This is a genomic window from Bradyrhizobium sp. CCBAU 51627, assembly GCF_028128765.1.
In the GTDB taxonomy this organism is placed as follows: Bacteria; Pseudomonadota; Alphaproteobacteria; order Rhizobiales; family Xanthobacteraceae; genus Bradyrhizobium.
On record NZ_LBJG01000023.1, the window covers coordinates 321,954 to 344,042 of the forward strand.

20 protein-coding genes are annotated in these 22,089 nt (G+C 63.5%); 10 read left to right on the forward strand and 10 right to left on the reverse strand.

What is annotated here, in order from left to right; translation table 11 throughout:
* Positions 1–52: 52 nt before the first annotated feature.
* Positions 53–907, reverse strand: coding sequence for a cytochrome c oxidase subunit II (coxB, locus tag XH88_RS13380; RefSeq protein WP_271668755.1), 855 nt, complete (start codon positions 905–907; stop codon positions 53–55).
* Between the two features lie 447 nt (positions 908–1,354).
* Between coxB and XH88_RS13385 the strand changes: the two genes are divergently transcribed.
* Positions 1,355–1,888 (forward strand): invasion associated locus B family protein, encoded by a 534-nt coding sequence (locus XH88_RS13385; RefSeq protein WP_271668756.1) that lies wholly within the window; start codon positions 1,355–1,357, stop codon positions 1,886–1,888.
* 6 nt (positions 1,889–1,894) lie between these two features.
* Here XH88_RS13385 and XH88_RS13390 read toward each other — a convergent pair whose 3' ends face one another.
* On the reverse strand, positions 1,895–2,182 hold the full coding sequence (locus XH88_RS13390) for a hypothetical protein (protein ID WP_271668757.1): 288 nt from the start codon (positions 2,180–2,182) through the stop codon (positions 1,895–1,897).
* Positions 2,183–2,352: 170 nt separating this feature from the next.
* Here XH88_RS13390 and tldD point away from each other — a divergent pair, with 170 nt between their 5' ends.
* From tldD to XH88_RS13405, 3 genes are read left to right on the forward strand one after another with little or no spacing between them, the layout of a single operon-like run.
* Complete coding sequence (tldD, locus tag XH88_RS13395) at positions 2,353–3,780, forward strand: metalloprotease TldD (RefSeq protein ID WP_271668758.1); 1,428 nt, start codon at positions 2,353–2,355, stop codon at positions 3,778–3,780.
* The gene (gene lepB, locus XH88_RS13400; protein WP_271668759.1) at positions 3,777–4,553 is read left to right on the forward strand and encodes a signal peptidase I; all 777 of its coding nucleotides are present in this window, start codon (positions 3,777–3,779) and stop codon (positions 4,551–4,553) included. The genes tldD and lepB overlap by 4 nt, the downstream gene beginning before the upstream one ends.
* A 12-nt stretch (positions 4,554–4,565) precedes the next feature.
* Positions 4,566–5,132, forward strand: a complete 567-nt coding sequence (locus XH88_RS13405; RefSeq protein ID WP_271668760.1) for a nucleotidyltransferase family protein — start codon at positions 4,566–4,568, stop codon at positions 5,130–5,132.
* An 82-nt stretch (positions 5,133–5,214) separates the two neighbouring features.
* Here the strand turns inward: XH88_RS13405 and XH88_RS13410 are convergent, their stop codons facing one another.
* The 3 genes from XH88_RS13410 to XH88_RS13420 all read right to left on the reverse strand — a co-directional run bounded on the left by XH88_RS13410 (position 5,215) and on the right by XH88_RS13420 (position 7,936).
* On the reverse strand, positions 5,215–5,793 hold the full coding sequence (locus tag XH88_RS13410) for a PAN domain-containing protein (RefSeq protein WP_271668761.1): 579 nt from the start codon (positions 5,791–5,793) through the stop codon (positions 5,215–5,217).
* 175 nt (positions 5,794–5,968) lie between these two features.
* Positions 5,969–7,339, reverse strand: coding sequence for a glutamate--cysteine ligase (locus XH88_RS13415; protein WP_271668762.1), 1,371 nt, complete (start codon positions 7,337–7,339; stop codon positions 5,969–5,971).
* Positions 7,340–7,438: 99 nt separating this feature from the next.
* Positions 7,439–7,936 (reverse strand): MarR family winged helix-turn-helix transcriptional regulator, encoded by a 498-nt coding sequence (locus XH88_RS13420; RefSeq protein ID WP_271668763.1) that lies wholly within the window; start codon positions 7,934–7,936, stop codon positions 7,439–7,441.
* Between the two features lie 126 nt (positions 7,937–8,062).
* Between XH88_RS13420 and gstA the strand changes: the two genes are divergently transcribed.
* Both gstA and XH88_RS13430 read left to right on the forward strand, forming a co-directional pair.
* Entirely contained in the window at positions 8,063–8,677 is a 615-nt protein-coding gene (gene gstA / locus XH88_RS13425) for a glutathione transferase GstA (protein WP_271668764.1), read from the forward strand.
* Between the two features lie 226 nt (positions 8,678–8,903).
* On the forward strand, positions 8,904–9,212 hold the full coding sequence (locus XH88_RS13430; protein ID WP_271668765.1) for a hypothetical protein: 309 nt from the start codon (positions 8,904–8,906) through the stop codon (positions 9,210–9,212).
* 451 nt (positions 9,213–9,663) lie between these two features.
* Here the strand turns inward: XH88_RS13430 and XH88_RS13435 are convergent, their stop codons facing one another.
* Genes XH88_RS13435 through XH88_RS13450 form a run of 4 tightly spaced genes read right to left on the reverse strand, consistent with a single transcriptional unit; the run spans position 9,664 to position 15,356 of the window.
* The gene (locus tag XH88_RS13435; RefSeq protein ID WP_271668766.1) at positions 9,664–11,877 is read right to left on the reverse strand and encodes an FAD-dependent oxidoreductase; all 2,214 of its coding nucleotides are present in this window, start codon (positions 11,875–11,877) and stop codon (positions 9,664–9,666) included.
* A gap of 18 nt (positions 11,878–11,895) precedes the next feature.
* Positions 11,896–13,104: an acetyl-CoA C-acetyltransferase gene (locus tag XH88_RS13440; protein WP_271668767.1), complete on the reverse strand. Its 1,209-nt coding sequence runs from the start codon at positions 13,102–13,104 to the stop codon at positions 11,896–11,898.
* Between the two features lie 43 nt (positions 13,105–13,147).
* A complete protein-coding gene (locus XH88_RS13445) occupies positions 13,148–14,938 on the reverse strand; it encodes an acyl-CoA dehydrogenase C-terminal domain-containing protein (protein ID WP_271668768.1) in 1,791 nt (596 codons plus the stop codon).
* 34 nt (positions 14,939–14,972) lie between these two features.
* Positions 14,973–15,356 carry a nuclear transport factor 2 family protein gene (locus XH88_RS13450; RefSeq protein WP_271668769.1) on the reverse strand — a complete coding sequence of 128 codons (384 nt, stop codon included), beginning with the start codon at positions 15,354–15,356 and terminating at the stop codon, positions 14,973–14,975.
* A gap of 199 nt (positions 15,357–15,555) precedes the next feature.
* Between XH88_RS13450 and XH88_RS13455 the strand changes: the two genes are divergently transcribed.
* Entirely contained in the window at positions 15,556–16,143 is a 588-nt protein-coding gene (locus XH88_RS13455) for a PadR family transcriptional regulator (RefSeq protein ID WP_271668770.1), read from the forward strand.
* A gap of 21 nt (positions 16,144–16,164) precedes the next feature.
* On the opposite strand, the gene XH88_RS13460 is transcribed toward XH88_RS13455, so the two are convergent.
* Positions 16,165–17,061, reverse strand: coding sequence for a LysR family transcriptional regulator (locus tag XH88_RS13460; protein ID WP_271668771.1), 897 nt, complete (start codon positions 17,059–17,061; stop codon positions 16,165–16,167).
* Between the two features lie 54 nt (positions 17,062–17,115).
* Here XH88_RS13460 and XH88_RS13465 point away from each other — a divergent pair, with 54 nt between their 5' ends.
* The 3 genes from XH88_RS13465 to XH88_RS13475 are packed head-to-tail and all read left to right on the forward strand — an operon-like array spanning position 17,116 to position 22,062.
* Positions 17,116–18,573 (forward strand): MFS transporter, encoded by a 1,458-nt coding sequence (locus tag XH88_RS13465; protein ID WP_271668772.1) that lies wholly within the window; start codon positions 17,116–17,118, stop codon positions 18,571–18,573.
* A gap of 24 nt (positions 18,574–18,597) precedes the next feature.
* Entirely contained in the window at positions 18,598–20,301 is a 1,704-nt protein-coding gene (locus XH88_RS13470) for an FAD-dependent oxidoreductase (RefSeq protein ID WP_271668773.1), read from the forward strand.
* Positions 20,302–20,355: 54 nt separating this feature from the next.
* Entirely contained in the window at positions 20,356–22,062 is a 1,707-nt protein-coding gene (locus XH88_RS13475; protein ID WP_271668774.1) for an alpha/beta hydrolase family protein, read from the forward strand.
* The last annotated feature ends 27 nt before the right edge of the window (positions 22,063–22,089 follow it).

Below are 22,089 nucleotides of genomic sequence, written 5' to 3' on the forward strand. Positions count from 1 at the left end.
TTGGAGGTCCCGCCCTTTATGTCGCTTTCAGTCCCTCAACCGTCACCCGATGCTACTGCGTCGGGCCGGCCGCGGAGGCGAAAGTGCTGGTGCCGCCGCTCGCATATTTCTTCTTCGCCGATTCCACCCAGGAGGCGAACTCCTGGTCGTTCACCACGCGAATCGCGATCGGCATGAAGGCATGGTCCTTGCCGCAGAGCTCGGAGCACTGGCCGTAGAACATGCCGGTCTTGGTGGCCTTGAACCAGGTCTCGTTCAGCCGGCCCGGAATGGCGTCGATCTTGACGCCGAACGCCGGCAGCGCGAACGCGTGGATGACGTCGGTGCCGGTGACCTGGACGCGAATCACCTTGTTGACCGGCACCACCATCTCGTTGTCGACGCCGAGCAGGCGGGGCTGCTTGTCCTGGGCCATCAGCGAGTCGAACTCGAACTTGCCGTTGTCGGGATAGGCGTAGGACCAGTACCACTGCTTGCCGGTCGCCTTGACGGTCAGATCCGCCTTCGGCACGTCGAGTTCGAGGAACAGCAGACGGAACGACGGCACCGCGATGCCGACCAGGATCAGCACCGGCACCAGCGTCCACACCACCTCGATCAACGTGTTGTGCGTGGTCCGCGACGGCACCGGATTGGACTTCGCGTTGAACTTCATGACCACGGTCACCAGCAGCGCCAGAACGAACAGCGTGATGACGATGATGAGCACAGACAAGAAATTGTGAAACCAGACGATATTGTCCATCACCGGGGAACCGGAGCCCTGCAGGTGCCATTCCCACGGCTCGGGCTGCCCGAGCTCGGCAAATGCCGCGCCACCCGTCATCAGCGTGATGCCAGTCGCCACCAAGGCGATGGTGGCCATTCCCAGCAAATGCCGGCCCACCCGACCCATCGACATCCTCATGCCGTTCGCGCTCCCCTTACGAAATCACCCCAAGTGCATTCCCCTATGTTGGGAGAACGCTTATTCGATCCGCCCGTCTGACAAACCGCCGCTCAAGAACACCTCTAGGAGGAATTGGGGCCAGATCGCTAGAACGCCGAAATCAAGCCTCTCAAACCATAATTCTTGATCTATCGCAATGCAGTCTTGAGCCTCTTCTGCCAGCGATCACCCGCAAGATATTTCCTAGTAAGATCAGACAAAAATACCGCTTGCCGGGAGGGCGCGGCTTGACAGCCGAATTGCCCGCTGTAGGCACAGGCGCAGGGCCGCGCAGGAACCTGATTCGTGGCGGCGATTGCGGCCAAGGCGGCGCGGAATTTGCTTGTGAATTGCCTTCAAGACGCCGTCATTCCCGTATCAGTCCACCAGCGCGAGCGATCCAAGCGAGCAGAGGGACCGACCCTGATGGGGCTATCGAGATGCATGGCAAGACCGGCTGACGGTCTCACGGCGCTGATCGGCCTTCTGGCTGTCGCCCTTTTTCTCGTCCTCCCCGGCCTCGCCCATGCGCAGGGCGCGGTGCGCTCCGTCCATGGCGACTGGCAGATCCGCTGCGACACCCCGCCGGGCGCCCAGACGGAGCAATGCGCCCTGATCCAGAGCGTGGTGGCGGAAGACCGCTCCAATGCCGGCCTCACCGTGATCGTGCTCAAGACAGCCGACCAGAAGAGCCGCCTGATGCGCGTGGTCGCCCCGCTGGGCGTGCTCTTGCCCTCCGGTCTCGGGCTGAAGCTCGATAACCAGGACGTCGGTCGCGCCGGCTTCGTCCGTTGCCTGCCCAATGGCTGCGTCGCCGAGGTCGTCATGGACGACAAGCTGCTCGGCCAGCTCCGCAGCGCCAAGACCGCGACCTTCATCATCTTCGAGACGCCGGAAGAGGGCATCGGTTTCCCGCTCAGCCTCAACGGTCTCGGCGAGGGCTACGACAAGCTGCCGTAGAAGCGTTCAGGCCCCGTCGACGCGATAGAGTTCCGTGTCGCACCAGTCGCAGCGATAGATGCGCCCTTTTCCGGCCACCGGCCCGGTCAGTGCTTTTCGCCGGCACGTCGCGCAAACGATGCCGTCCGCCGTGTCGCAGCCGGGATGAGCTGCGATATAGGCCTCGCGAGTGGGATAGGAGGTCCAGTAGCGACGATAGATGAACTGATTGAAAAGCAGGACCAGGCCCAGTACGCCAAAACCAATAATCAGGCCGTGATACCGATCCCAGAACGCAAACAGCGAATTCCACATGCTTTTGCCGGCGGCTCCGACCCGTGGGTTCGTCCTCGATAGCCCGAAATACTGAAAGCGAGTTTAAGCGGAAGCTGTACCTATCGTTTCCGTAATGTGACAGCCCGACCCTCGCGAAACGCGCCGGAAACCATTATCTTGCCTCACATCCCCCGATAATGGACGGACGCATGACCAACCCTGCCACGACCTCCCTGCTCGACCGCGCCAATCTCGACCGCGACCAGGTTCGCCATGAGGTCGCGCGCGGCCTTGCCGGTGCCGACGACGGCGAATTGTTTCTGGAGTACAGCCAGACCGAAGCGCTGATGTTCGACAATGGACGGCTGAAGCAGGCGACCTACGACACCTCGCAGGGGTTCGGCCTGCGCGCCGTCAAGGACGACGCGGTCGGCTACGCGCATTCCTCCGACGTGTCCCTGCCGGCGCTGATTCGCGCGGCCGATGCGGTCGCGGCCGTCCGCGGCGGCTATTCCGGCAGCTTTGCCGCACCGCCGCCGCACACCAATGTGCGCCTTTACGGCGATGACAATCCGCTGGATGCGCCGGGCTTCGAGACCAAGGTCAAGCTGCTTGCCGAGATCGATTCGTACTTGCGCGACAAGGATCCGCGGGTGCGACAGGTCAGCGTCAGCCTGGGCGCGACCTGGCAGGTGGTCGAGATCCTGCGGCCCGACGGCGAGAGCTATCGCGACATCCGCCCGCTCGTGCGCGTCAATATCTCTGTCGTCGCCGGTCAGGGCGACCGCCAGGAGAGCGGCAGCAAGGGCTATGGCGGCCGTGCCGGCTATGCAGAGTTCATCGAGGCCCGATCCTGGCGCGACGCCGCCGACGGCGCGCTGCGCGAGGCGCTGGTCAATCTGGAATCGATTCCCGCCCCCGCCGGCGAAATGGACGTCGTGCTCGGGGCCGGCTGGCCCGGCGTGATGTTGCATGAAGCCGTCGGTCACGGCCTCGAAGGCGACTTCAACCGTAAGAAGACGTCGGCCTTCGCCGGCCTGATGGGCCAACAGGTCGCGGCCAAGGGCGTCACCGTGGTCGATGACGGCACGATTGCCTCGCGCCGCGGCTCGCTGTCGATCGACGACGAGGGCACGCCGACCAATCGCACCGTGCTGATCGAGGACGGCATTCTGGTCGGCTACATGCAGGACCGCCAGAACGCGCGGCTGATGAACATGAAGCCGACCGGCAACGGCCGCCGGCAGGGCTACGCCCATGTGCCGATGCCGCGCATGACCAACACCTACATGCTCGCGGGCGACCGCGACCCGGCCGAGATCCTCGCGTCGGTGAAGAACGGCGTGTTTGCCGCGAATTTCGGCGGCGGACAGGTCGACATCACCTCGGGCAAATACGTGTTCCAGTGCACCGAGGCCTACAAGATCGAGAACGGCAAGCTGGGCGCGCCGCTGAAGGGCGCCATGCTGATCGGCAACGGGCCGACCGACCTGCATCGCATCCGCATGATCGGCAACGATCTGGCGCTCGATACCGGTATCGGCACGTGCGGCAAGAACGGCCAGGGCGTGCCTGTCGGCGTCGGTCAGCCTTCGCTTCTGATGGAACGCATTACGGTGGGTGGAACGGGCGCATGAGCGTTGAGAAAGCAACTGTCAGCACCAAGCGGAAGAGCAGCGGCTGGGCCGGGCAGCTCGCGCAGCTCGCCGGCATCGTTGCCGCCGTCTTCATCGCCAAGGGTGCGCTGGCCGAGCCGTTCTACGTGCCGTCGGGCTCGATGGAGCCGACGCTGCTGATTGGCGATGCGCTGCTCGCCTCGAAATTCCCTTATGGCTACGGCACCTCGTCGCTGCCGATCCAGATCAACCTGCCGGAGACCGGCCGCGTGTTCGCTGAGACGCCGAGGCAAGGCGACGTCGTGGTGTTCCGCTGGCCTGGCGATCGCTCGCAGGCCTGGGTCAAGCGGGTCGTCGGTCTGCCCGGTGACCGCGTCCAGATGCGGCAAGGCCAGCTGTTCATCAATGACCGCCCCGCCGAATTGAAGCCTGATGGCGTTGGTGCTGCCGAGGACGACAATGGCGGCAGCGAGCCGGCCTATCGCTACGTCGAGACCCTGCCGAACGGCGTATCGCATCTGATCTTCAAGATGCGGGACAACGGCCAGCTCGACAACACGCCCGAAGTCACCGTGCCGCCCGGTCATCTGTTCGTGCTCGGCGATAACAGAGACAATTCCGCTGACAGCCGCGTGCCGCTGCGCGCCGGCGGCGTCGGCCTGCTGCCGATCGACAATCTCGTCGGCCGTGCCGATGCCGTGCTCGGCTCCTGGGATCTCGGCATGCGCGGCCAGCCGGTCTGGACCTGGCTCTCCGGCTTCCGCCTCGCGCGGTTCTTCACCGCCGTGCACTGAGTTGATCGCAGGGTGAGCAAAGACGAATTCCTTGCACTCGCCCTGCGAAATCCCGTCAACGGCGTGATCATCGACGAACTCCGCCGGCTTGCGCTGCCGGATGCGTGGCTGGTCGCTGGATGCCTTGTCCAAACGGCGTGGAACGTGCTCACCGGCCGCGCCGTCGATCATGGCATCGCCGACTACGATATCTTCTACTTTGACCCCGACACCTCCTGGGACGCGGAAGACGCGGTGATCCGCAAGCTGCAGACACGGCTCGGCCATCTCGACGCCAAGATCGAGATTCGCAACCAGGCCCGCGTGCATCTGTGGTACCCGGCCAAGCACGAACTGCCTTATCCGCCGCTGTCGTGCTCGACCGACGGTATCGACCGCTTCCTCACGCAGAACACGCAAGTCGGCTTGCGGCGCACGGACAGCGGTTTCGATGTTTATGTACCGCATGGCTTCGATGACATCGCAAGTTTGATCGTACGGCCGAACCGGGCGCTCAATTTTTCCGTGGCGAATTACGCCGCGAAGGCAACGCGATGGAAGGGGCTCTGGCCGGAGCTGACGGTGATCGCAGCGAATTGAGAGCCTCGCGTCCCGGCCGCAACGCGGCACGAACGACGCGACGCAAAGCCGGGAGCCTGCGCCCGGGGCACGAGAGCAAGCATCAGCGCACAACGCCCGATGTGAAACCCGCTTTCCGCCGCGGCGGCTTGATGTCCTTTTTCAGGAAGCAGCGCGCCTCGCGCCCGGTGTAGCCGGGACGGGCGTAGGTGAAGGCGCGGCACTTGTTGTCGGCGGTGCACGCGGCCTTGCAGACATCTTCGCCTTCGCCCTCCTTGAGCGCGAAATTGCGCAAATCCCCACCGGGGCGGTCGATCGAGGTCTCGACACCCTCGACGCGCGGCTCGATTACGCCGGCGCCGCGCACGCCGGAGATGCAGCAATTGGCGGGCTGTCGCGGCGGCACGGTGTTCTTGAGCCAGCACACCGCCGCAGCACCGTCGATATCGGGATAGCTGAAGCTCCAGGCGCGGCACCTGCGATCGCGCTCACAAAGCAGCGCGCAGTCCTCGGGATCACCTGACGTGACCGGCGTGTTGAAGTAATCGCCGCCGGGCCGGTCGAATGCCGTCTGGGCACGCGCGGGCACGCTCGCAAAGGCGAGCGAAAGCAGCGTGACACATGCCACGACGCAGGGCATGACCTTTGCCATGACGGCCCCGGACAGGCGGCCCTTTCCCATCGAACAGCTTTCGAGTTATTGACGGCGCTCAGGTTTTTCGGCCCGTCATTTGATCGCCGCAAACCTGTATGGGCGATGAACGGCCTAAGCCCCGATCGTTGAGCAATTTGCCTGGAAGCGTTTTCGAGCGACGCGAACCCCGGTTCGCGTGAAGAAAACGCACCTAGACATGGATCTAGAACGCGTATTCCTCATAGACCGGTTCCACTGAATCGTTCCAGGCGCCGTTGAACTTCTCGAGCATCTCCTCGGCCGGCGTCCGGCCGGAATCGATGATGCGATCGAGGGGCTCCAGATACCGCGTTTCGTCGCGGCCGATCGCGTCGATGCGGCCGCGACGGCGCAGGCCGGCATGCGCCAGAACGAGGCATTCCTTGGCGATCTCGAATAGATAGCGGTCCTTGATCCGCGCCTTGAAGCCGAAGCGCGGCACGTCGTCGCGGAGCGCCTGGCGTTCTGGCGCGGTCCAGTGCTTCACCAGGTCCCAGGCGGCATCGAGCGACACATTGTCATAGAGCAGCCCGGCCCAGAACGCCGATAGCGCCGGCAGACGGCCCCACGGACCAGCATCAGCGCCGCGCATTTCAAGATAGCGCTTGAGCCGCACCTCCGGGAAGATCGTCGAAAGATGGTTGGCCCAGTCCGACAGCGTGGGACGTTCGCCGGGCAAATTGTTGTTGCGGCCGTCGAAGAATGCACGGAACGAGGAGCCGGACACGTCGATGTAATCGTCGCCGCGCTTGACGAAATACATGGGCACGTCGAGCGCGTAGTCGACATAGCGTTCAAATCCCATGCCGTCCTCGAACGCCCACGGCATCATGCCGGCGCGGGCGTTATCGGTGTCGCGCCAGATCTCGGAGCGGAAGGACAGGAAGCCGTTCGGCTTGCCTTCGGTGAACGGCGAATTGGCAAACAGGGCGGTCGCGATCGGCTGGAGCGCCAGGGAAACACGCAGCTTCTTGACCATGTCGGCTTCGGAGGAGAAGTCGAGATTGGTCTGCACCGTGCATGTCCGGTACATCATGTCGAGGCCGTATTGGCCGACCTTCGGCATGTAATTGGTCATGATCTTGTAGCGACCCTTGGGCATCACGGGGATGTCGGCGCGCGACCAGGACGGCGTCATGCCGAGGCCGAGGAAACCGATGCCGAGCGGGGTCGCGATCTCGCGCACCTGCGCCAGGTGCGCCATCAACTCGCTCTGGGTCTGGTGCACGGTCTCGACCGGCGCGCCCGAGAGCTCGAACTGCCCACCGGGCTCGAGCGAGATCGCGCCGCCGCCGGTGACGTCGTAGAGACCGATGATGTTGCCCTTCTCCATGATCGGCTCCCAACCGAGCAGGAGCTTCATGCCTTCGAGCAGCGCGCCGATGCCGCGCGCGCCTTCGTAAGGCACCGGCCGATGGCCTTCGAGCGTGAACGGCGTCTTCTCGTGCTCGGTGCCCATGCGGAATTCGGATGGGTCCTTGCAGCCGGCCTCGAACCACGCGACGAGTTCGTCGCGCGATTGCAGCGGCGTCATATCGATTTGGTCTCGCGCCATATCAAACTCTAATCAGAAGCGCTTCGACCGAACGCGCCCAGGTGACGGGGATTGTCCGCGAACCCACCGGGCGCGCCGACGTGCTGGTTTGCCGCGCGATCATCGCGACGGCGAGCTTGCGTTGACGTTGACGACTGGCGGCAGCTTCATCTCGCCGCAGGAGCAGCCCAGCCGGTCGAGCAGACCGCTGAGCTTGACGGCATCGGCATCCGACAGTTTCGAGCCGACATATTTCTCGATCGCAGCCGAATAGGCGCCCCACATCCGCTTCTGCAATTCGCGGCCGGCTTCCGTGATCTCGACGAACTGGCCGCGCTTGTCGATCTTGCATTCGCGCCGGCAGGCAAGCCCCTCATCGACCAGGCGGTCGATCAAGCGCGAGGTGGAGTATTGCGGGATCAGCATCTGTCGCTCGAGTTCCACCGGCCGCAGCTCTCCGCTCGGCGCGCGCGACAGTTCAAGCAGGGCATCGTACCAGGCCAGCGGCGGGAAGCCGGCCTTCTTCAGATCCTGCTCGACGCAGTCGAGCACACGGCTCTGCACCCGCATCAGACGGATCCAGGCGCTGGTTGCCTCGGTTGATGGTTTGCGTTTCATGATGCCGCTCAAACTCGTCGTCCGCTTCTTACCTCACTCGATGCACCTGCATCAATCTTGACTATTCCATGCAGGTGCATGTAGGTATTCCTTCGCCCCCACCAAGCGTCAAGAGGAGGAAATTCCATGAAACTGTATTATTCGCCCGGCGCCTGCTCGCTGTCCCCTCACATCGCGCTTCTCGAGGCCGACCTGCCTTACGAACTGGTCAAGGTCGATATTCGGGCCAAGAAGCTCGAGAACGGTGACGATTATCTCAAGGTCAATCCGAAGGGTCAGGTCCCCGCGCTGGGCCTCGACAGCGGCGAGATCGTGACGGAAGGCCCGGTCATTGTCCAGATGATCGCCGACAAGGCTCCGGCCAAGGCGCTGGCGCCCGCGCGCGACAGCTCCGAGCGATACAAACTGCTCGAATGGCTGAACTTCCTTACCTCCGAGGTGCACAAGAGCTTTGGCCCGCTGTTCGCTCCGGCGCTGAACGACGAAGCCAAGGCGTTCTTCAAGGATCGCGTCATGGGCAAGCTGAAGCACATCGACAGCGAACTCGCCGGCCGCGACTATCTCATGGGCAAGCAGTTCTCGGTCGCTGACGGCTACCTCTTCACGATGCTGACCTGGGGCGATCGGATGAAGTTCGACCTCTCGGCGATGCCGCACCTCACCGCCTATAAAGCCCGCGTCGCGGCACGACCGAAGGTGCAGGAAGCCCTGAAGAAGGAAGGGCTGATCCAGGCCGCCTGAGGCGCAAGCGGCGATCAATCGAGAGGGCCGGATCGACGATCCGGCCCTTGTCGTTTGCTGCCGACGGGCGTGCAAGCGAACCGGTTTCGCCGGATCATCGTACCTTAGTTAGACTTATGAACGACTGTTCGCCAAATGTAAGCAGTGCTGTCTTGTCACTGCAGGCAAAGCGGGCGAGCCTTGCCGAATTGATTAAATGATTTTTGAACTCTCATCGGAGTTGAGCTTGACGATCGCCATTGTCCTGATCGCTGCAAGCGCGTTGGTAGGAGTAGCGACAGGTTACGTGTTCAGGACCTGGGCGCTGGTCGTGATCTCGCCGCCAATTGCGGTTTTCTCTGCGATAGTTCTGCACGCCTATGAGTTCGGAATGATGGCGGGCGTGATCATCATTGCCGTCTGTCTTGCCGCCACTCAGCTCGCCTATCTCGCAGCATCATATCTGCTGTACGCGCGCGATGTCTCATCTCATGACGAAGTCGACGGCGAACCAGGCGAGATAGGCGACCAGAAAATCCGCCGCCATCACAAGTAGCGCCAGCGCAGCCCAAAGCAACGGTCCCTTGCGGCGCAGCCGCGCGGGCTTCTGTTGCGGCGAGAGTCGGCGAGGGCTCGGCGCAACAACATATTTCCCGGCGAGATCGCGACCGAGCGCGGTCTTCCGCAGCACCAAAGAGTTCACCAAAGACACCTTCTTATTTCGTCTTCAACTTGCCGATGCTTCGGCAAGTGTCCCAACCGGATTCTTCAGCCTGATCCGTAGCAGGAGAGGTGCCAAGGCAGAGCAAAAGAACGGCGCTGTTTTGACGCGTCTATGACATTTGCACGATATCGCAACTGCAGGGGCTCTGCCGCGGTTCCTACGCGATCTCTATGACTGGTTCCACAAACGTAAATAGAATTGACGCAACCGTGATGACATTTGCCCAAAAGACAAAGGCCGGATCGATGATCCGGCCTTGCTGGACTCGAACGAACCTAATTGATCAGGCAGCAGCCTTCTTCGGCGCGAAACGGCCGTAGAAGGTTTCGCCCTTGGCCGCCATCTCTTCCAGCAGCTTCGGCGGCGTGAAGCGCGAGCCGTACTTCGCCTCGAGCTTGTGGCAGAGCTCGACGAACTTCTTCGTGCCCATGAAGTCGATGTAGGACAACGTCCCCCCGGTGAACGGCGCGAAGCCGAAACCAAGGATCGAGCCGACATCCGCCTCGCGCGGATCGGTGATGACGTGATCCTCGACCGTCCGCGCGGCTTCCACCGCCTGCACGACCAGGAAGCGCTGCTTCAGCTCCTCGACGTCGAGCGTATCAGGATCGAGCTGCTTCGGCTGCAGCGCGGAGAGCCCCGGCCACAGGCTCTTCTGACCCTTGCCCTTCTCGGGATAGTCATAGAAGCCCTTGCTGTTCTTGCGGCCCAGGCGTCCCTGAGTCTCGACCATCTCCACCATCAGTTTCTTCTGATCAGGGTTGATGGCGTTGGGACCGAGATCGGCTTCAGTGGCCTTCATGATCTTGAGGCCGAGATCGAGGGCGACCTCGTCCGAGAGCGAGAGCGGGCCGACCGGCATGCCGGCCATCTTGGCGCAGTTCTCGATCATCGCGGGCGGTACGCCTTCAAGGAACATCTCGTTGCCTTCAGCGACGTAGCGGCCGACGCAGCGGTTGGCGAAGAAGCCTCTGGAGTCATTGACCACGATCGGCGTCTTGCCGATCTGGCGGACGTAGTCGAGCGCGGTCGCGAGCGCGACATCGCCGGTGTTCTTGCCGAGGATGATCTCGACCAGCATCATCTTCTCGACCGGCGAGAAGAAGTGGATACCGACGAACTTGCCCTGATCCTTGAAGCTCTCGGCCAGCGAAGTGATCGGCAAGGTCGAGGTGTTCGAGGCGAAGATCACGTCCGGCTTGAGATACTCCTGCGCCTTGGCGAACGTCTCCGCCTTGACCTTGCGGTCCTCGAACACGGCCTCGATGACGAGGTCAACGTCCTTCAGCGCGGCATAGTCCGCGGTCGGCGTGATGCGCGCAAGCAGCTTCTCGGCATCCTCAGGCTTGGCGCGGCCCTTCTTGATCTGGTCCTCGATCACCTTCTGCGCATGCGCCTTGCCCTTGTCGGCGCTTTCCTGATCGCGATCGATCAGCACGACGTCGAGCCCGGCGCGGGCCGAGACGTAACCGACGCTCGCGCCCATGAAGCCGGCGCCGATCACAGCGATCTTCTTCACCTTGGTCGGCGGTACATCCTTCGGACGGCGCGCGCCCTTGTTCAGCTCCTGCATGGACAGGAACAGGCTTCGGATCATCGCCGCCGCTTCCTTCGAGCGCAGCACCGAGGTGAAATAGCGCGACTCGACGCGCAGCGCCGCATCGATCGGCAACTGCAGGCCCTCATAGACGCAGCTCATGATGGCGCGTGCGGCCGGATAGTTGTCGTAGGTTTCGCGGCGATAGATCGCGTTGCCGGCCGGGAACATCATCATGCCGGCCTTGGAGAACACCGGGCCGCCGGGCAGCTTGAAACCCTTCTCGTCCCAGGGCGCAATAGCCTTGCCGCCGCCCTTGATCCAGTCCTTGGCGGCCTTGACGAGATCGGCAACGGGAACGATGGCGTGAATGAGATTCAGCTGCTTCGCTTTCTCGATGGTAACCGGATCGCCCTTCAGCAGAATGGTCATCGCGTCCTGCGGCGGCACCAGGCGCGGCACGCGCTGCGTGCCGCCGGCGCCGGGAAAGAGACCGACCTTGACCTCGGGGAGGCCAAGCCGCGTCTTGGGATTCTCCGCCGCCACGCGGTAGTGGCAGCACAGCGTGATCTCGAAACCGCCGCCGAGCGCGAGGCCGTTGATCGCGGCCGCCCACGGCTTGCCTGACGTTTCGATCGAGCGCAGCACCTGCGAGAAGCGCCGGCTCTGCTCGAACAGCATCTGGTTCGCGGCGGTCTCGCCCTGTTCCTTGAAGACCTTTGCGTAGGCCTGGTTCATGCCTTCGAGCATGGAGAGGTCGGCGCCGGCGCAGAACGCCTCCTTGGCCGAGGTGATGACGACGCCCTTCACCGCGGCGTCAGCCGTCGTCGTCTTGACGATCGCGTCGAGCTCATTGGTCGAGGTCTCGTCGAGCACGTTCATCGAACGGCCCGGGATGTCCCAGGTGACGAGCGCGATGCCGTCGGAATCGGTCTCAACCTTGAAATTCTTGTATGACATGTTGGTTGCTCCCTGCCCTTAGACGCGCTCGATGATGGTCGCGGTGCCCATGCCGCCGCCGATGCACAGCGTAACCAGGGCGGTGGACTTGTTGGTGCGCTCGAGCTCGTCGAGCACGGTGCCCAGGATCATCGCGCCGGTGGCGCCGAGCGGATGACCGAGCGCAATGGCGCCGCCGTTGACGTTGATCCTGGCGTTGTCGATGTCGAAGGCCTGGATGTAGCGCAGCACGACCGAAGCGAACGCCTCGTTGAGCTCGAACAGGTCGATGTCCGATTTCTTCATGCCCGAGCGCGCGAATAGCTTTTCGGTGACGTCGACCGGACCGGTCAGCATCATCGCGGGCTCGGAGCCGATGTTCGCGAACGCACGGATCCTTGCGCGCGGCTTCAGGCCATATTTCGCGCCCGCCTCCTTGCTGCCGAGCAGCACGGCACCGGCGCCGTCGACGATGCCCGACGAATTGCCGGCGTGGTGCACGTAATTGACGCGCTCGATCTCCGGATGCGACTGCACCGCGACGCCGTCGAAGCCGCCCATCTGCGCCATCATCGTGAACGACGGCTGCAGCTGAGCCAGCGACTGCATCGTCGTCGAGGGACGCATATGCTCGTCCTTGGCGAGGATGGTGAGGCCGTTGATGTCCTTCACCGGCACCACCGACTTGTCGAAACGGCCCTCGTCCCAGGCCTTGGCCGCGCGCTGCTGGCTCTGCACCGCATAGGCGTCGACGTCGTCGCGCGAGAAGCCGTATTTGGTCGCGATCAGATCGGCCGAAATACCCTGCGGCATGCAGTAGGTTGGCACGGCGATCGAGGGATCCATTGCCCACGCGCCGCCGGAAGCGAGCATGCCGACGCGGCTCATCGATTCGGCGCCCCCGCCGATCACGAGATCATGCTGGCCGCTGATGATCTGGGCCGCGCCGAAATTCACGGCATCCAGGCCGGAGGCGCAGAAACGGCTGATCTGCACGCCCGGCACTTTCTGGCCGAGGCCTGCCTTGAGGGCGGCAAAACGCGCCATGTCCGAACCGGCTTCGCCGACAGGATCAACGATCCCGAGCACCACGTCGTCGACGGAATCCTCGGGCAGGTTGTTGCGGTCCTTCAGCGCCTTGAGCGGCACGGTGGCGAGCGCGAGCGCGGTCACTTCGTGCAGCGCGCCGTCCGCCTTGCCGCGACCGCGCGGGGTGCGAACGTGGTCGTAGATGAATGCCTCAGGCATGACGCCCTCCTGATGTGATGTTCGAAATTTGATGGCGCGGAAATCAGAACGCTTCCGCAGGCAGTTCCATGATGGTGGCGCAGCCGGACTGGATGCGCGCGAGATTGGCGGCGGTCTCCGGCAGCATCCGCTCCATGAAGAACCGGCCGGTGACGAGCTTGGTCGAGAGATAGGGCGTCGCGCCGCTGGCGGCAATCTTCGCCTGCGTCACCTTCGCCATCTTCGCCCACATGTAGCCGAGCGCGACGAAGCCGAAGAGATGCAGGTAGTCGGTTGCGGCGGCACCGGCATTGTCCGGCTTTGCCATCGCGTTCTGCATCAGCCAGGTCGTGGCCTGCTGGAGATGGCCAAGCGAGGTCGAGAGCGGGGTGATGAAAGGCTTCAGCGCCTCGTCGCCGCCGTTCTCCTTGGCAAAGGTCATGACCTCGCCGAAGAAGGCCATGATGGCACGGCCGCCGTCGCGCGGCAGCTTGCGGCCGACGAGGTCGAGCGCCTGGATACCGTTGGCGCCTTCATAGATCATGGCGATGCGCGCATCGCGCACGAACTGTTCCATGCCCTGCTCGGCGATGTAGCCGTGACCGCCATACATCTGTTGCGCCTGCACCGCGTTGGCGAAACCATAGTCGGTGAGGAAGCCTTTCAGCACCGGCGTCATCAGGCCCATGTGGTCATCGGCGGACTGGCGGTCCTTCGGATCCTCGGAGCGATGAGCAACGTCGCTCTTCAGCGCGGTCCACATCACGAAGGCGCGTGCGGCCTCGTTGAAGGCGCGGATCGAGAGCAGCGTGCGGCGCACGTCGGGATGCACGATGATCGGGTCAGCCGGCTTGTCCGGCGCCTTCACGCCGGTGAGCGCGCGGCCCTGGATGCGCTCGCGGGCATAGGCGACCGCGTTCTGATAGGCGACCTCGGACTGCGCGAGCCCTTGAACGGCGACGCCGAGGCGTGCCTCGTTCATCATCACGAACATGCCCTGCATGCCCTTGTTCTCTTCGCCGATCAGCCAGCCGGTGGCGTTGTCGTAGTTCATCACGCAGGTGGAGTTGCCGTGGATGCCCATCTTGTGCTCGATCGAGCCGCAGACGACGCCATTGCGTGCGCCGACCGAACCGTCGGCATTCACCAGGAATTTCGGCACCACGAACAGCGACACGCCCTTGATGCCGCCAGGTGCGCCCTCGATGCGGGCGAGCACGAGGTGGATGATGTTGTCGGCAAGATCATGCTCGCCGGCCGAGATGAAGATCTTGGTGCCGGTGATCTTGAAGCTGCCGTCGGCCTGGCGCACTGCCTTGGTGCGGAGCATGCCGAGATCGGTGCCGCAATGCGGCTCGGTCAGGTTCATGGTGCCGGTCCATTCGCCGGCGATCATCTTCGGAACGTAGGTCTGCTTCTGCTCGGGGCTGCCGTGCACCAGCAATGCGGCGGTCGCGCCCATGGTGAGACCGCCATACATCGAGAACGCCATGTTGGCGGAGATCTGGAATTCGTTGACCGCCTGGCTGAGCGTCACCGGCAGGCCCTGGCCGCCGAACTCGGTCGGCGCCGACAGGCCGAGCCAGCCGCCTTCGGCGACCTGCTTGAAAGCTTGCTTGAAACCCTTCGGCGTGGTGACGCTGCCATCGTCGGCGCGCTTGCAGCCTTCGAGATCACCGACGCGATTGAGCGGCTGCAGCACCTCTTCGGCGAGCTTGGCGGCTTCGCCCAGGATGGCCTCGCGCACGTCGCTCGAGGCATCGGAGAAGCCGGCGAGATTGTCGTAGCGGTCGATCTGGAAGACGTCGTTGAGCAGGAAGTTCACGTCTTCGACGGGGGCTTTATAGATCGGCATGGTGGTCTCCCGGCAAGGGCCTGATGATGTTCGCTTAGGATTGGGCGGCGAGCTGCTCCGCCATCAGGCGGTGCAGCATGTTGATGGCCTTGAGCGGACGCACCATCACCTTGAAATGGGTGATGCGCCCTTCGCTGTCGAAAGTGATGATGTCGACACCGTTGATCTCGATGCCGTCGATCATGGTCTTGAACTCGAGCACCGCGCCGCTCGCGTTCGTCCATTCCCCGACATAGGTGAAGCCGGGGCCGCCCAGCACCTTCTCGGCGCTGGCGAGATATTTGAAAGTGATGTCGCGCCCGCGCTGCGGCGAATGCACGACGGGGCTTTCGAAGACGGCGTCGGGGTGCAGCAGGTCCCACAGCGCGGCGCTGTCGTGGAACTTCATGTAGGCGTACCAGGAATCGAGGCCGGTCATTCTCAGGTGCCTCCCTCAAGGCCTTGGACAAAAGCTTTGAAAACAACCCCATGCACAGTAGCGAGGAGGTTGATTCCGCTGGGTTTTCGGGTCGGGTCCTGGGTCCAATCCCGAGTTCACCTCATATGCACATTGACGCATATGCACCAATACGCATAAAGTCAAGCCAGATCATCGGGACTTCAAGGGAGCTGGTGCCATGGCGCTGGGCGACGCAATCCTCGCATGCCTCACGGAACGTCCGATGACGGGCTACGAGCTCGCCAAGACATTCGATTCCTCGATCGGATTCTTTTGGAAAGCCGACCACCAGCAGATCTATCGCGAACTCTCCAAGCTTCGCGACCGCGGCTACATCCAGGGCCGTGAGGTCGTCCAGACAGGCAAGCCCAATAAGCTCATCTATACGCTGACTTCCGAGGGCCGAACAGCGCTGCGGCACTGGGCCGCGCGACCGAGCACCCCGCCCTCGATCAAGGACGATTTGCTGGTCCGGCTGCACGCGCTCGACAGCCTCGACATCGAGCCCATCCGCACCGATCTGATGGACCGGCTGGAGCACCATCGCGACCGGCACGAGAATTACGAGCGGATCCTGAAAAAGCGATTCCCTGACGGGAAGGCGGAAGGCGTGCTCGACCTCGGTAACCTGCTGCTGCTTCAGCTCGGCGCCCGGCACGAGCAGATGGTCGCCGATTTCTGCGAGGAGGCGCTCGAGGCGCTGTCGGCGATGTCAGGCAAGGGCACGGTGGTGCCGATCGAGGACGGCAAGCGGGACAAGGGCTAGACAGCACCGGGGCCCAGGCCGCTATTTCGTCGACAAGGCGCGCCTGGCGATCTCGGCGAACTGCTCCGCTGCAGGCGAGAGTGTAAAGTCGGCCCGGCTCAGCAGCGAGACATGCCGGTTGACGATCGGCTGGCTGAGCGGAACGGCCGCAAGGGTCGGAAACTGCGCCTTCGGCAGCATGTGCGCGGGCAGAATGCTGATTCCGGCGCCTTCCGCCGTGAGTGCCAGGGCGGTCGTGATGAGCGAGACTTCGAGGGCCGGCTTCAGCTCCTGCCCCGTCTGCGCCAAGGCCTCGTCGATCTGGGTGCGGATTCGCGTTCCGCGCCGCATCGCGATCAGGTCGGAGGCGGTGAGGTCGGCCCAGGTCAGGCGGCGGCGCTTCTCGAACCGGCCGTCCTTGACCCCGATCGCCGAGAGCGGGGTTTGCATCAGCGTTTCGATCCGGGCTTCCGAGGTGCCGTCGTCCTCGAAGCTGCCGATGCCGAACTCGGCGTGGCCCGCCGTGACGAACGGCAGCAGTTCATCGGGAGCGATATCGAACAGATCGATCTTCACCTCGGGATAGCGAGACCGAAACCTCGCCAGGATGCGCGGGAGCAGGGCCGAGGCGACGCCGGCGGAGACTGCGACGGCGATCCGCCCCGTTCTGACTTCGACGAGGTCACGCATGTGCTGTGACAGTCCCCGCGCGCTCGACAGGATCCGCTCTGCTGCCGGGATTGCTTCCCTGCACGCAGCCGTCGGGTGCAGCGCGCGCGTCGTCCGATCGAACAGCTTGAGTTGGAAATTCTCCTCGATCTGCCGGATCAGGAGGCTGATCGCCGACTGCGTGACGCGCAGCTCGGCCGCCGCCTTCGTGATGCTGCCGAGGCGATAGACCAGGACCAGCGCCTCGAGCTGCCGCATGGTCGGGTTCATAAGATAACCTCATGAATTGATGAGAACTTTGTGGCTAATCGAAAGAGTGGAGGTGTGCAAGATAATTCCGGCGCGATGCTGACCGCCGCGGCTTGGCGCGGCGCTTCATCGAACGACAACAAGCAAGGGGAGGGAGATTTGGCGGAAGCGATCAACATTGGCCGTTACATCGACGACCGTCCGCTGTCGGCCTTCCAGATCCGCGCGATCTGCTTGTGTGCATTGGTGATCGGGCTGGATGGCTTCGATGCCCAGGCGCTTGGTTTCGTCGCGCCGGCGCTCAGCAAGGATCTGCATCTGGCGCCCGGCGCGCTCGGGCCCGTCTTCGGCGCGTCCTTGTTTGGCGTCATGATCGGCTCGCTGGTGTTCGGTGCGCTGGCCGATTATTTCGGCCGGAAGTGGCTGGTGGTCGCCGGTGTTCTTGTGTTTGCGCTGGGGTCGCTGGCAACGAGCCGGGCCGGCAGCGTCTCGGATCTCGTGATCCTGCGCTTCATGACCGGCCTCGGCCTCGGCGGCGTCCTGCCCAATACCATTGCCCTGACCAGCGAATATTCACCGCAGCGGCGCCGGACCCTGCTGATCATGTTGATGTTCATGACCGTGTCGCTCGGGTCTGCCATCGGCGGCTGGGTCGCAGCCAAGCTGATCTCGGCCTATGGCTGGCAGGTCATCTTCGTGATCGGCGGCTTCCTTCCGCTCGTGCTTTGCCCCGTCCTGATGCTGTGGCTTCCGGAATCGCTCTCGCTGCTCGCGCTCGATGCCGGGAAGAGCGGCCGCGTCCGCGCGCTTCTGGCCCGGATCGATCCATCGGCAAGCTTTGCAGCGGACACGCGCTTCACCATCGTCGAGGAAAGCGGCAAGGGTTTCCTGCTGCCGCAGCTCTTCACGAAGCATCGGCTCGTGCCGACACTGCTCCTGTGGGTGATGTTCTTCATGAACATGCTCGACATTTACTTCCTGAACAGCTGGCTGCCGACGCTGACGCATGGTGTCGGTCTCGATTTGCAGGCGGCAATCGCCGTCGGCGTGGCGTTTCAGTTCGGCGGAATGCTCGGTACGGTCGCGCTCGGATTGCTGATCGAGCGGCTCGGCTTCCACCGCGTCCTGTTCCTGACCTACGCGGCCGGGTTCATCTCGATCGTCACCATCGGCCTTGCAGGAGCCGCGCTGCCGATCCTGGTGCCGGCAGTGTTCATCGCCGGCGTCGCCGTGATCGGCGGACAGATCGGCTGCAACGCGTATGCGGCGCGCCTCTACCCCACCTACATCCGTGCCACCGGAATTGGCTGGGCGCTCGGCATGGGCCGCTTCGGCTCGATTCTCGGCGTCACCGTCGGCGGACTGATGCTTGCCGCGCAATGGGGCATCCCATCGCTGTTCCAGGTCAGCGCCGTGCCGCAACTCTGCTCGGCCTTGGTGATCCTCGGCCTTGCCTTCCTCAGCATGCGCCGTGGCGGCGCGCTGGCCGGCGACACCCAACATGGCGCGCTTTCCGTGCCCGAACGGGCCTGAATCGGCCTAGCCAGAGAAGATGACATGCAAAGCATCCACACCCAGGTTCTGATTGTCGGGGCGGGGCCGGTCGGATTGACCGCCGCCATGGATCTCGCCTCGCGCGGCATCGATGTCGTCGTCGCCGAAATCCGCCGCGCCGGCGAGCCTCCGAACGTGAAATGCAACCATGTCTCCGCTCGCTCGATGGAGGTGTTCCGTCGCCTCGGCATCGTGCGCGACGTGCGGGAAAGCGGGTTGCCTGCCGACTTCCCGAACGATTGCGCATACCGTACCGCGGTCGTCGGGCGCGAGCTGACGCGGATTCCGATTCCCTGCCGGGCGGATCGCTACACCGCGACCGGAGGCCCCGACACCGACTGGCCGACGCCCGAGCCACCGCATCGCATCAACCAGATCTATCTCGAGCCGATCCTGTTCGCCGCCGCCGAGGCGCGCTCGCAGATCAGGATTCTCAGTCGCGTCCAGGTCGAGCATTTCGAGCAGAGCGCAGACGGCGTCATTGCGCGGGCGCAGAACCTCGACACGAACGAGGACATCACCATTGCCGCTGATTATCTGATCGGTTGCGATGGCGGCCGGTCCACTGTGCGCAGGCTGATCGGCTCGCGCCTCGGTGGCACTGACGTCGTGCAGCGCGTGCAGTCCACTTACATCCACGCCCCCGCGCTGAAGGATCTGATCACCCAGAAGCCCGCCTGGATGACCATGTCGCTCAATCCGCGCCGCTGCGGCACCACCGTCTCGATCGACGGTCGCGACAAATGGCTGATCCACAACCACCTCGCGCCCGAGGAAATCGAGTTCGACAGCGTCGATCGCGACTGGGCGCTGCGCACCATTCTCGGCGTCGATGATCGCTTCCAATATGAGATCATCAGCAAGGAGGATTGGGTCGGCCGGCGCCTCGTGGCCGATCGCTTCCGGGACGGCCGTGCGTTCATTTGCGGTGATGCCGCCCATCTGTGGATTCCTTATGCCGGCTACGGCATGAATGCCGGCATCGCCGATGCCGTCGATCTCTGCTGGATCTTGGCCGGTGTCCTGCAGGGATGGGCCAACCCTGCGCTGCTCGACGCCTACGAGGCCGAGCGCCAGCCGATCACCGAGCAGGTCTCGCATTTCGCGATGAACCACGCGCTCGCTGTCATGAGTCAGAGGCGCGCCGTTCCCGCGGAGGTCGAGCTCGACGGTCCTGATGGCGATGCCGCGCGTAGCAGGATCGGTCAGGCCGCCTACGATCTCAACGTCCAGCAATATTGCTGCGCCGGTCTGAACTTTGGTTATTACTACGACCGCTCGCCGATCATCGCTTACGACGGCGAGGCGCCTCCGCCCTACAGCATGGGCAGCTTCACGGCCTCGACCGTGCCCGGCGCGCGCGCGCCGCACGTCTGGCTGGCCGATGGACGATCGCTGCTCGACGCGCTCGGGCCCGCCTACACGCTGGTTCGGTTCGATCCAGCCGTCGATGCGGCGCCGCTGGTCGCGGCCGCCGCGCGTTCGGGCGTCCCGTTGACGCTCCTCGATGCCGACCGGGGCAAGGCGGGATTCGATTTTCCCGAGACGCTCCTGATGGTGCGCCCGGATTCGCACATTGCCTGGCGCGGTATGGCGGCGCCGCAGGTTCCTGATCGGCTGTTGGAGCGATTGCGTGGAGCGGTTTCCCAGCCGACCGGTCGTGAGCACGGCTCGGCCATGGCAGCAGCAACTGCTCACGTTGCTTGATCGGAAGTGTAGCTTTCTAGTTTCAAACGGGGGGACTCAATGCGTCAAGGGGCGATGGCTGCCGTCGGAGCCGTTCTCATTTTGCTGGGTGGGATGCTGGCGCATTTCACCCAGACGACCAATGGCATTCGTATCGAAGACGTGCGTTTCAAGGGCGCCGCGGGCAATACGATGAGCGCGCTCATCTACATTCCGCCGAATCCGACCGAGCGAAGCCCTGCACCCGGAATCCTCGCCGTCCACGGCTATATCAACTCGCGCGAGACACAGGACGGTTTTGCGATCGAGTTCGCCAGGCGCGGCTACGTGGTCGTTGCCTTGGACCAGACCGGCCATGGCTACAGTGATCCGCCTGCTTTCGCGCACGGTTTCGGCGGTCCCGACGGCCTGGCCTATCTGCGCAGCCTGCCCTATGTCGACAAGGAGAACATCGGCCTTGAAGGGCACTCCATGGGCGGCTGGACAATCCTGGCCGCCGCTGCAGCGATGCCGGATGCCTACAAATCGCTCGTGCTGGAGGGTTCGTCGACCGGAAAGCCCTTTGCAGCCGAAGGCACGCCGACCTGGCCGCGCAACCTCGCGGTGGTTTTCTCGCAATACGACGAGTTCTCCCAGATCATGTGGGGCAGCGAGTATGCCAAAAATGTTCCTCAGTCCGGAAAGCTTGCCGCCGTGTTCGGCGCTGCGGGACCTGTCGAGCCCGGTAGACTCTACGGCGACATCGGCAAAGGCACGGCGCGGGTTCTTTATACCCCGGCGATCACGCACCCGGCCGATCACTTCTCGCACGAAGCGATAGGCGATAGCCTCGACTGGTTCGGCAAGACGCTGACAGGCGGCACGCCTCTCCCCTCGACCGACCAGATCTGGCTCCGCAAGGAGATCGGCACGTTGATCGCCCTCATAGGCTTCTTCGTGCTTCTGCTTGGTGCGTTCGACCTCCTGCTGACGTGGTCGGCGTTTGCACCCCTTCGGATCGGCCCTGCCCGTTCGCTCGCGACCACGGAAGTCCTGCCCAAGGGCAAGCAATGGTGGGTCGCGTTCTGGGTTTCTGCGCTGCTTCCGGCGGTCACGTACTATCCCGCCTTCGCCCTTGGAAATGCGTGGCTGCCGGCATCGCGTTTCCTTCCGCAGGCTTTCACGACAGACGTCATGGTCTGGGCGCTCCTCAATACGGTGATTACGCTGGCTCTGCTGCCCTTCGTGCCGAAGCGCACCAGCCGCGGGGGTGTCGCGGTCCAGGCTGCCTTGATCGCACTTGCGACCGTGGCTGTCGGCGTTCTGGCGGTTTGGCTTGCCGACCTTCTGTTCAAGATCGACTTTCGCTTCTGGGTCGTGGCACTCAAATTGCCGAGCCCCACGCAGTTGATGATCATGCTGATCTATCTTGTTCCCTTTACGCTGTTCTTCATGGTCGCGCTGCGCACGCTGCACGCGAATTTCAGCCGCCTCGATGCGCCGGCGATCGGCCATTATGTCACGACGGCCCTGGTGCTCTCGCTTGGATTTGTCGTTCTGATTGGCGGCCAATATCTGGCAATGTGGCTTGGCGGAAAGCTGATCAATCCGTTTCCGGCCTCGCCGGTCGTGCCGCTATCCACCATCATCGGCATTCAGTTCATCCCGCTTCTTGCGGCCGTCGCCGTCCTCTCGACCTTCACCTGGAGGCGTACGGGCACGTCTTTGCCTGGAGCGCTGATCTGCGGGCTGCTGGTGACCTGGTACATGGTGGCGGGAACGGCGACGCAGGCGGCCCTCTGATGGCGCGTTTGGACCGCAAGGACGCGG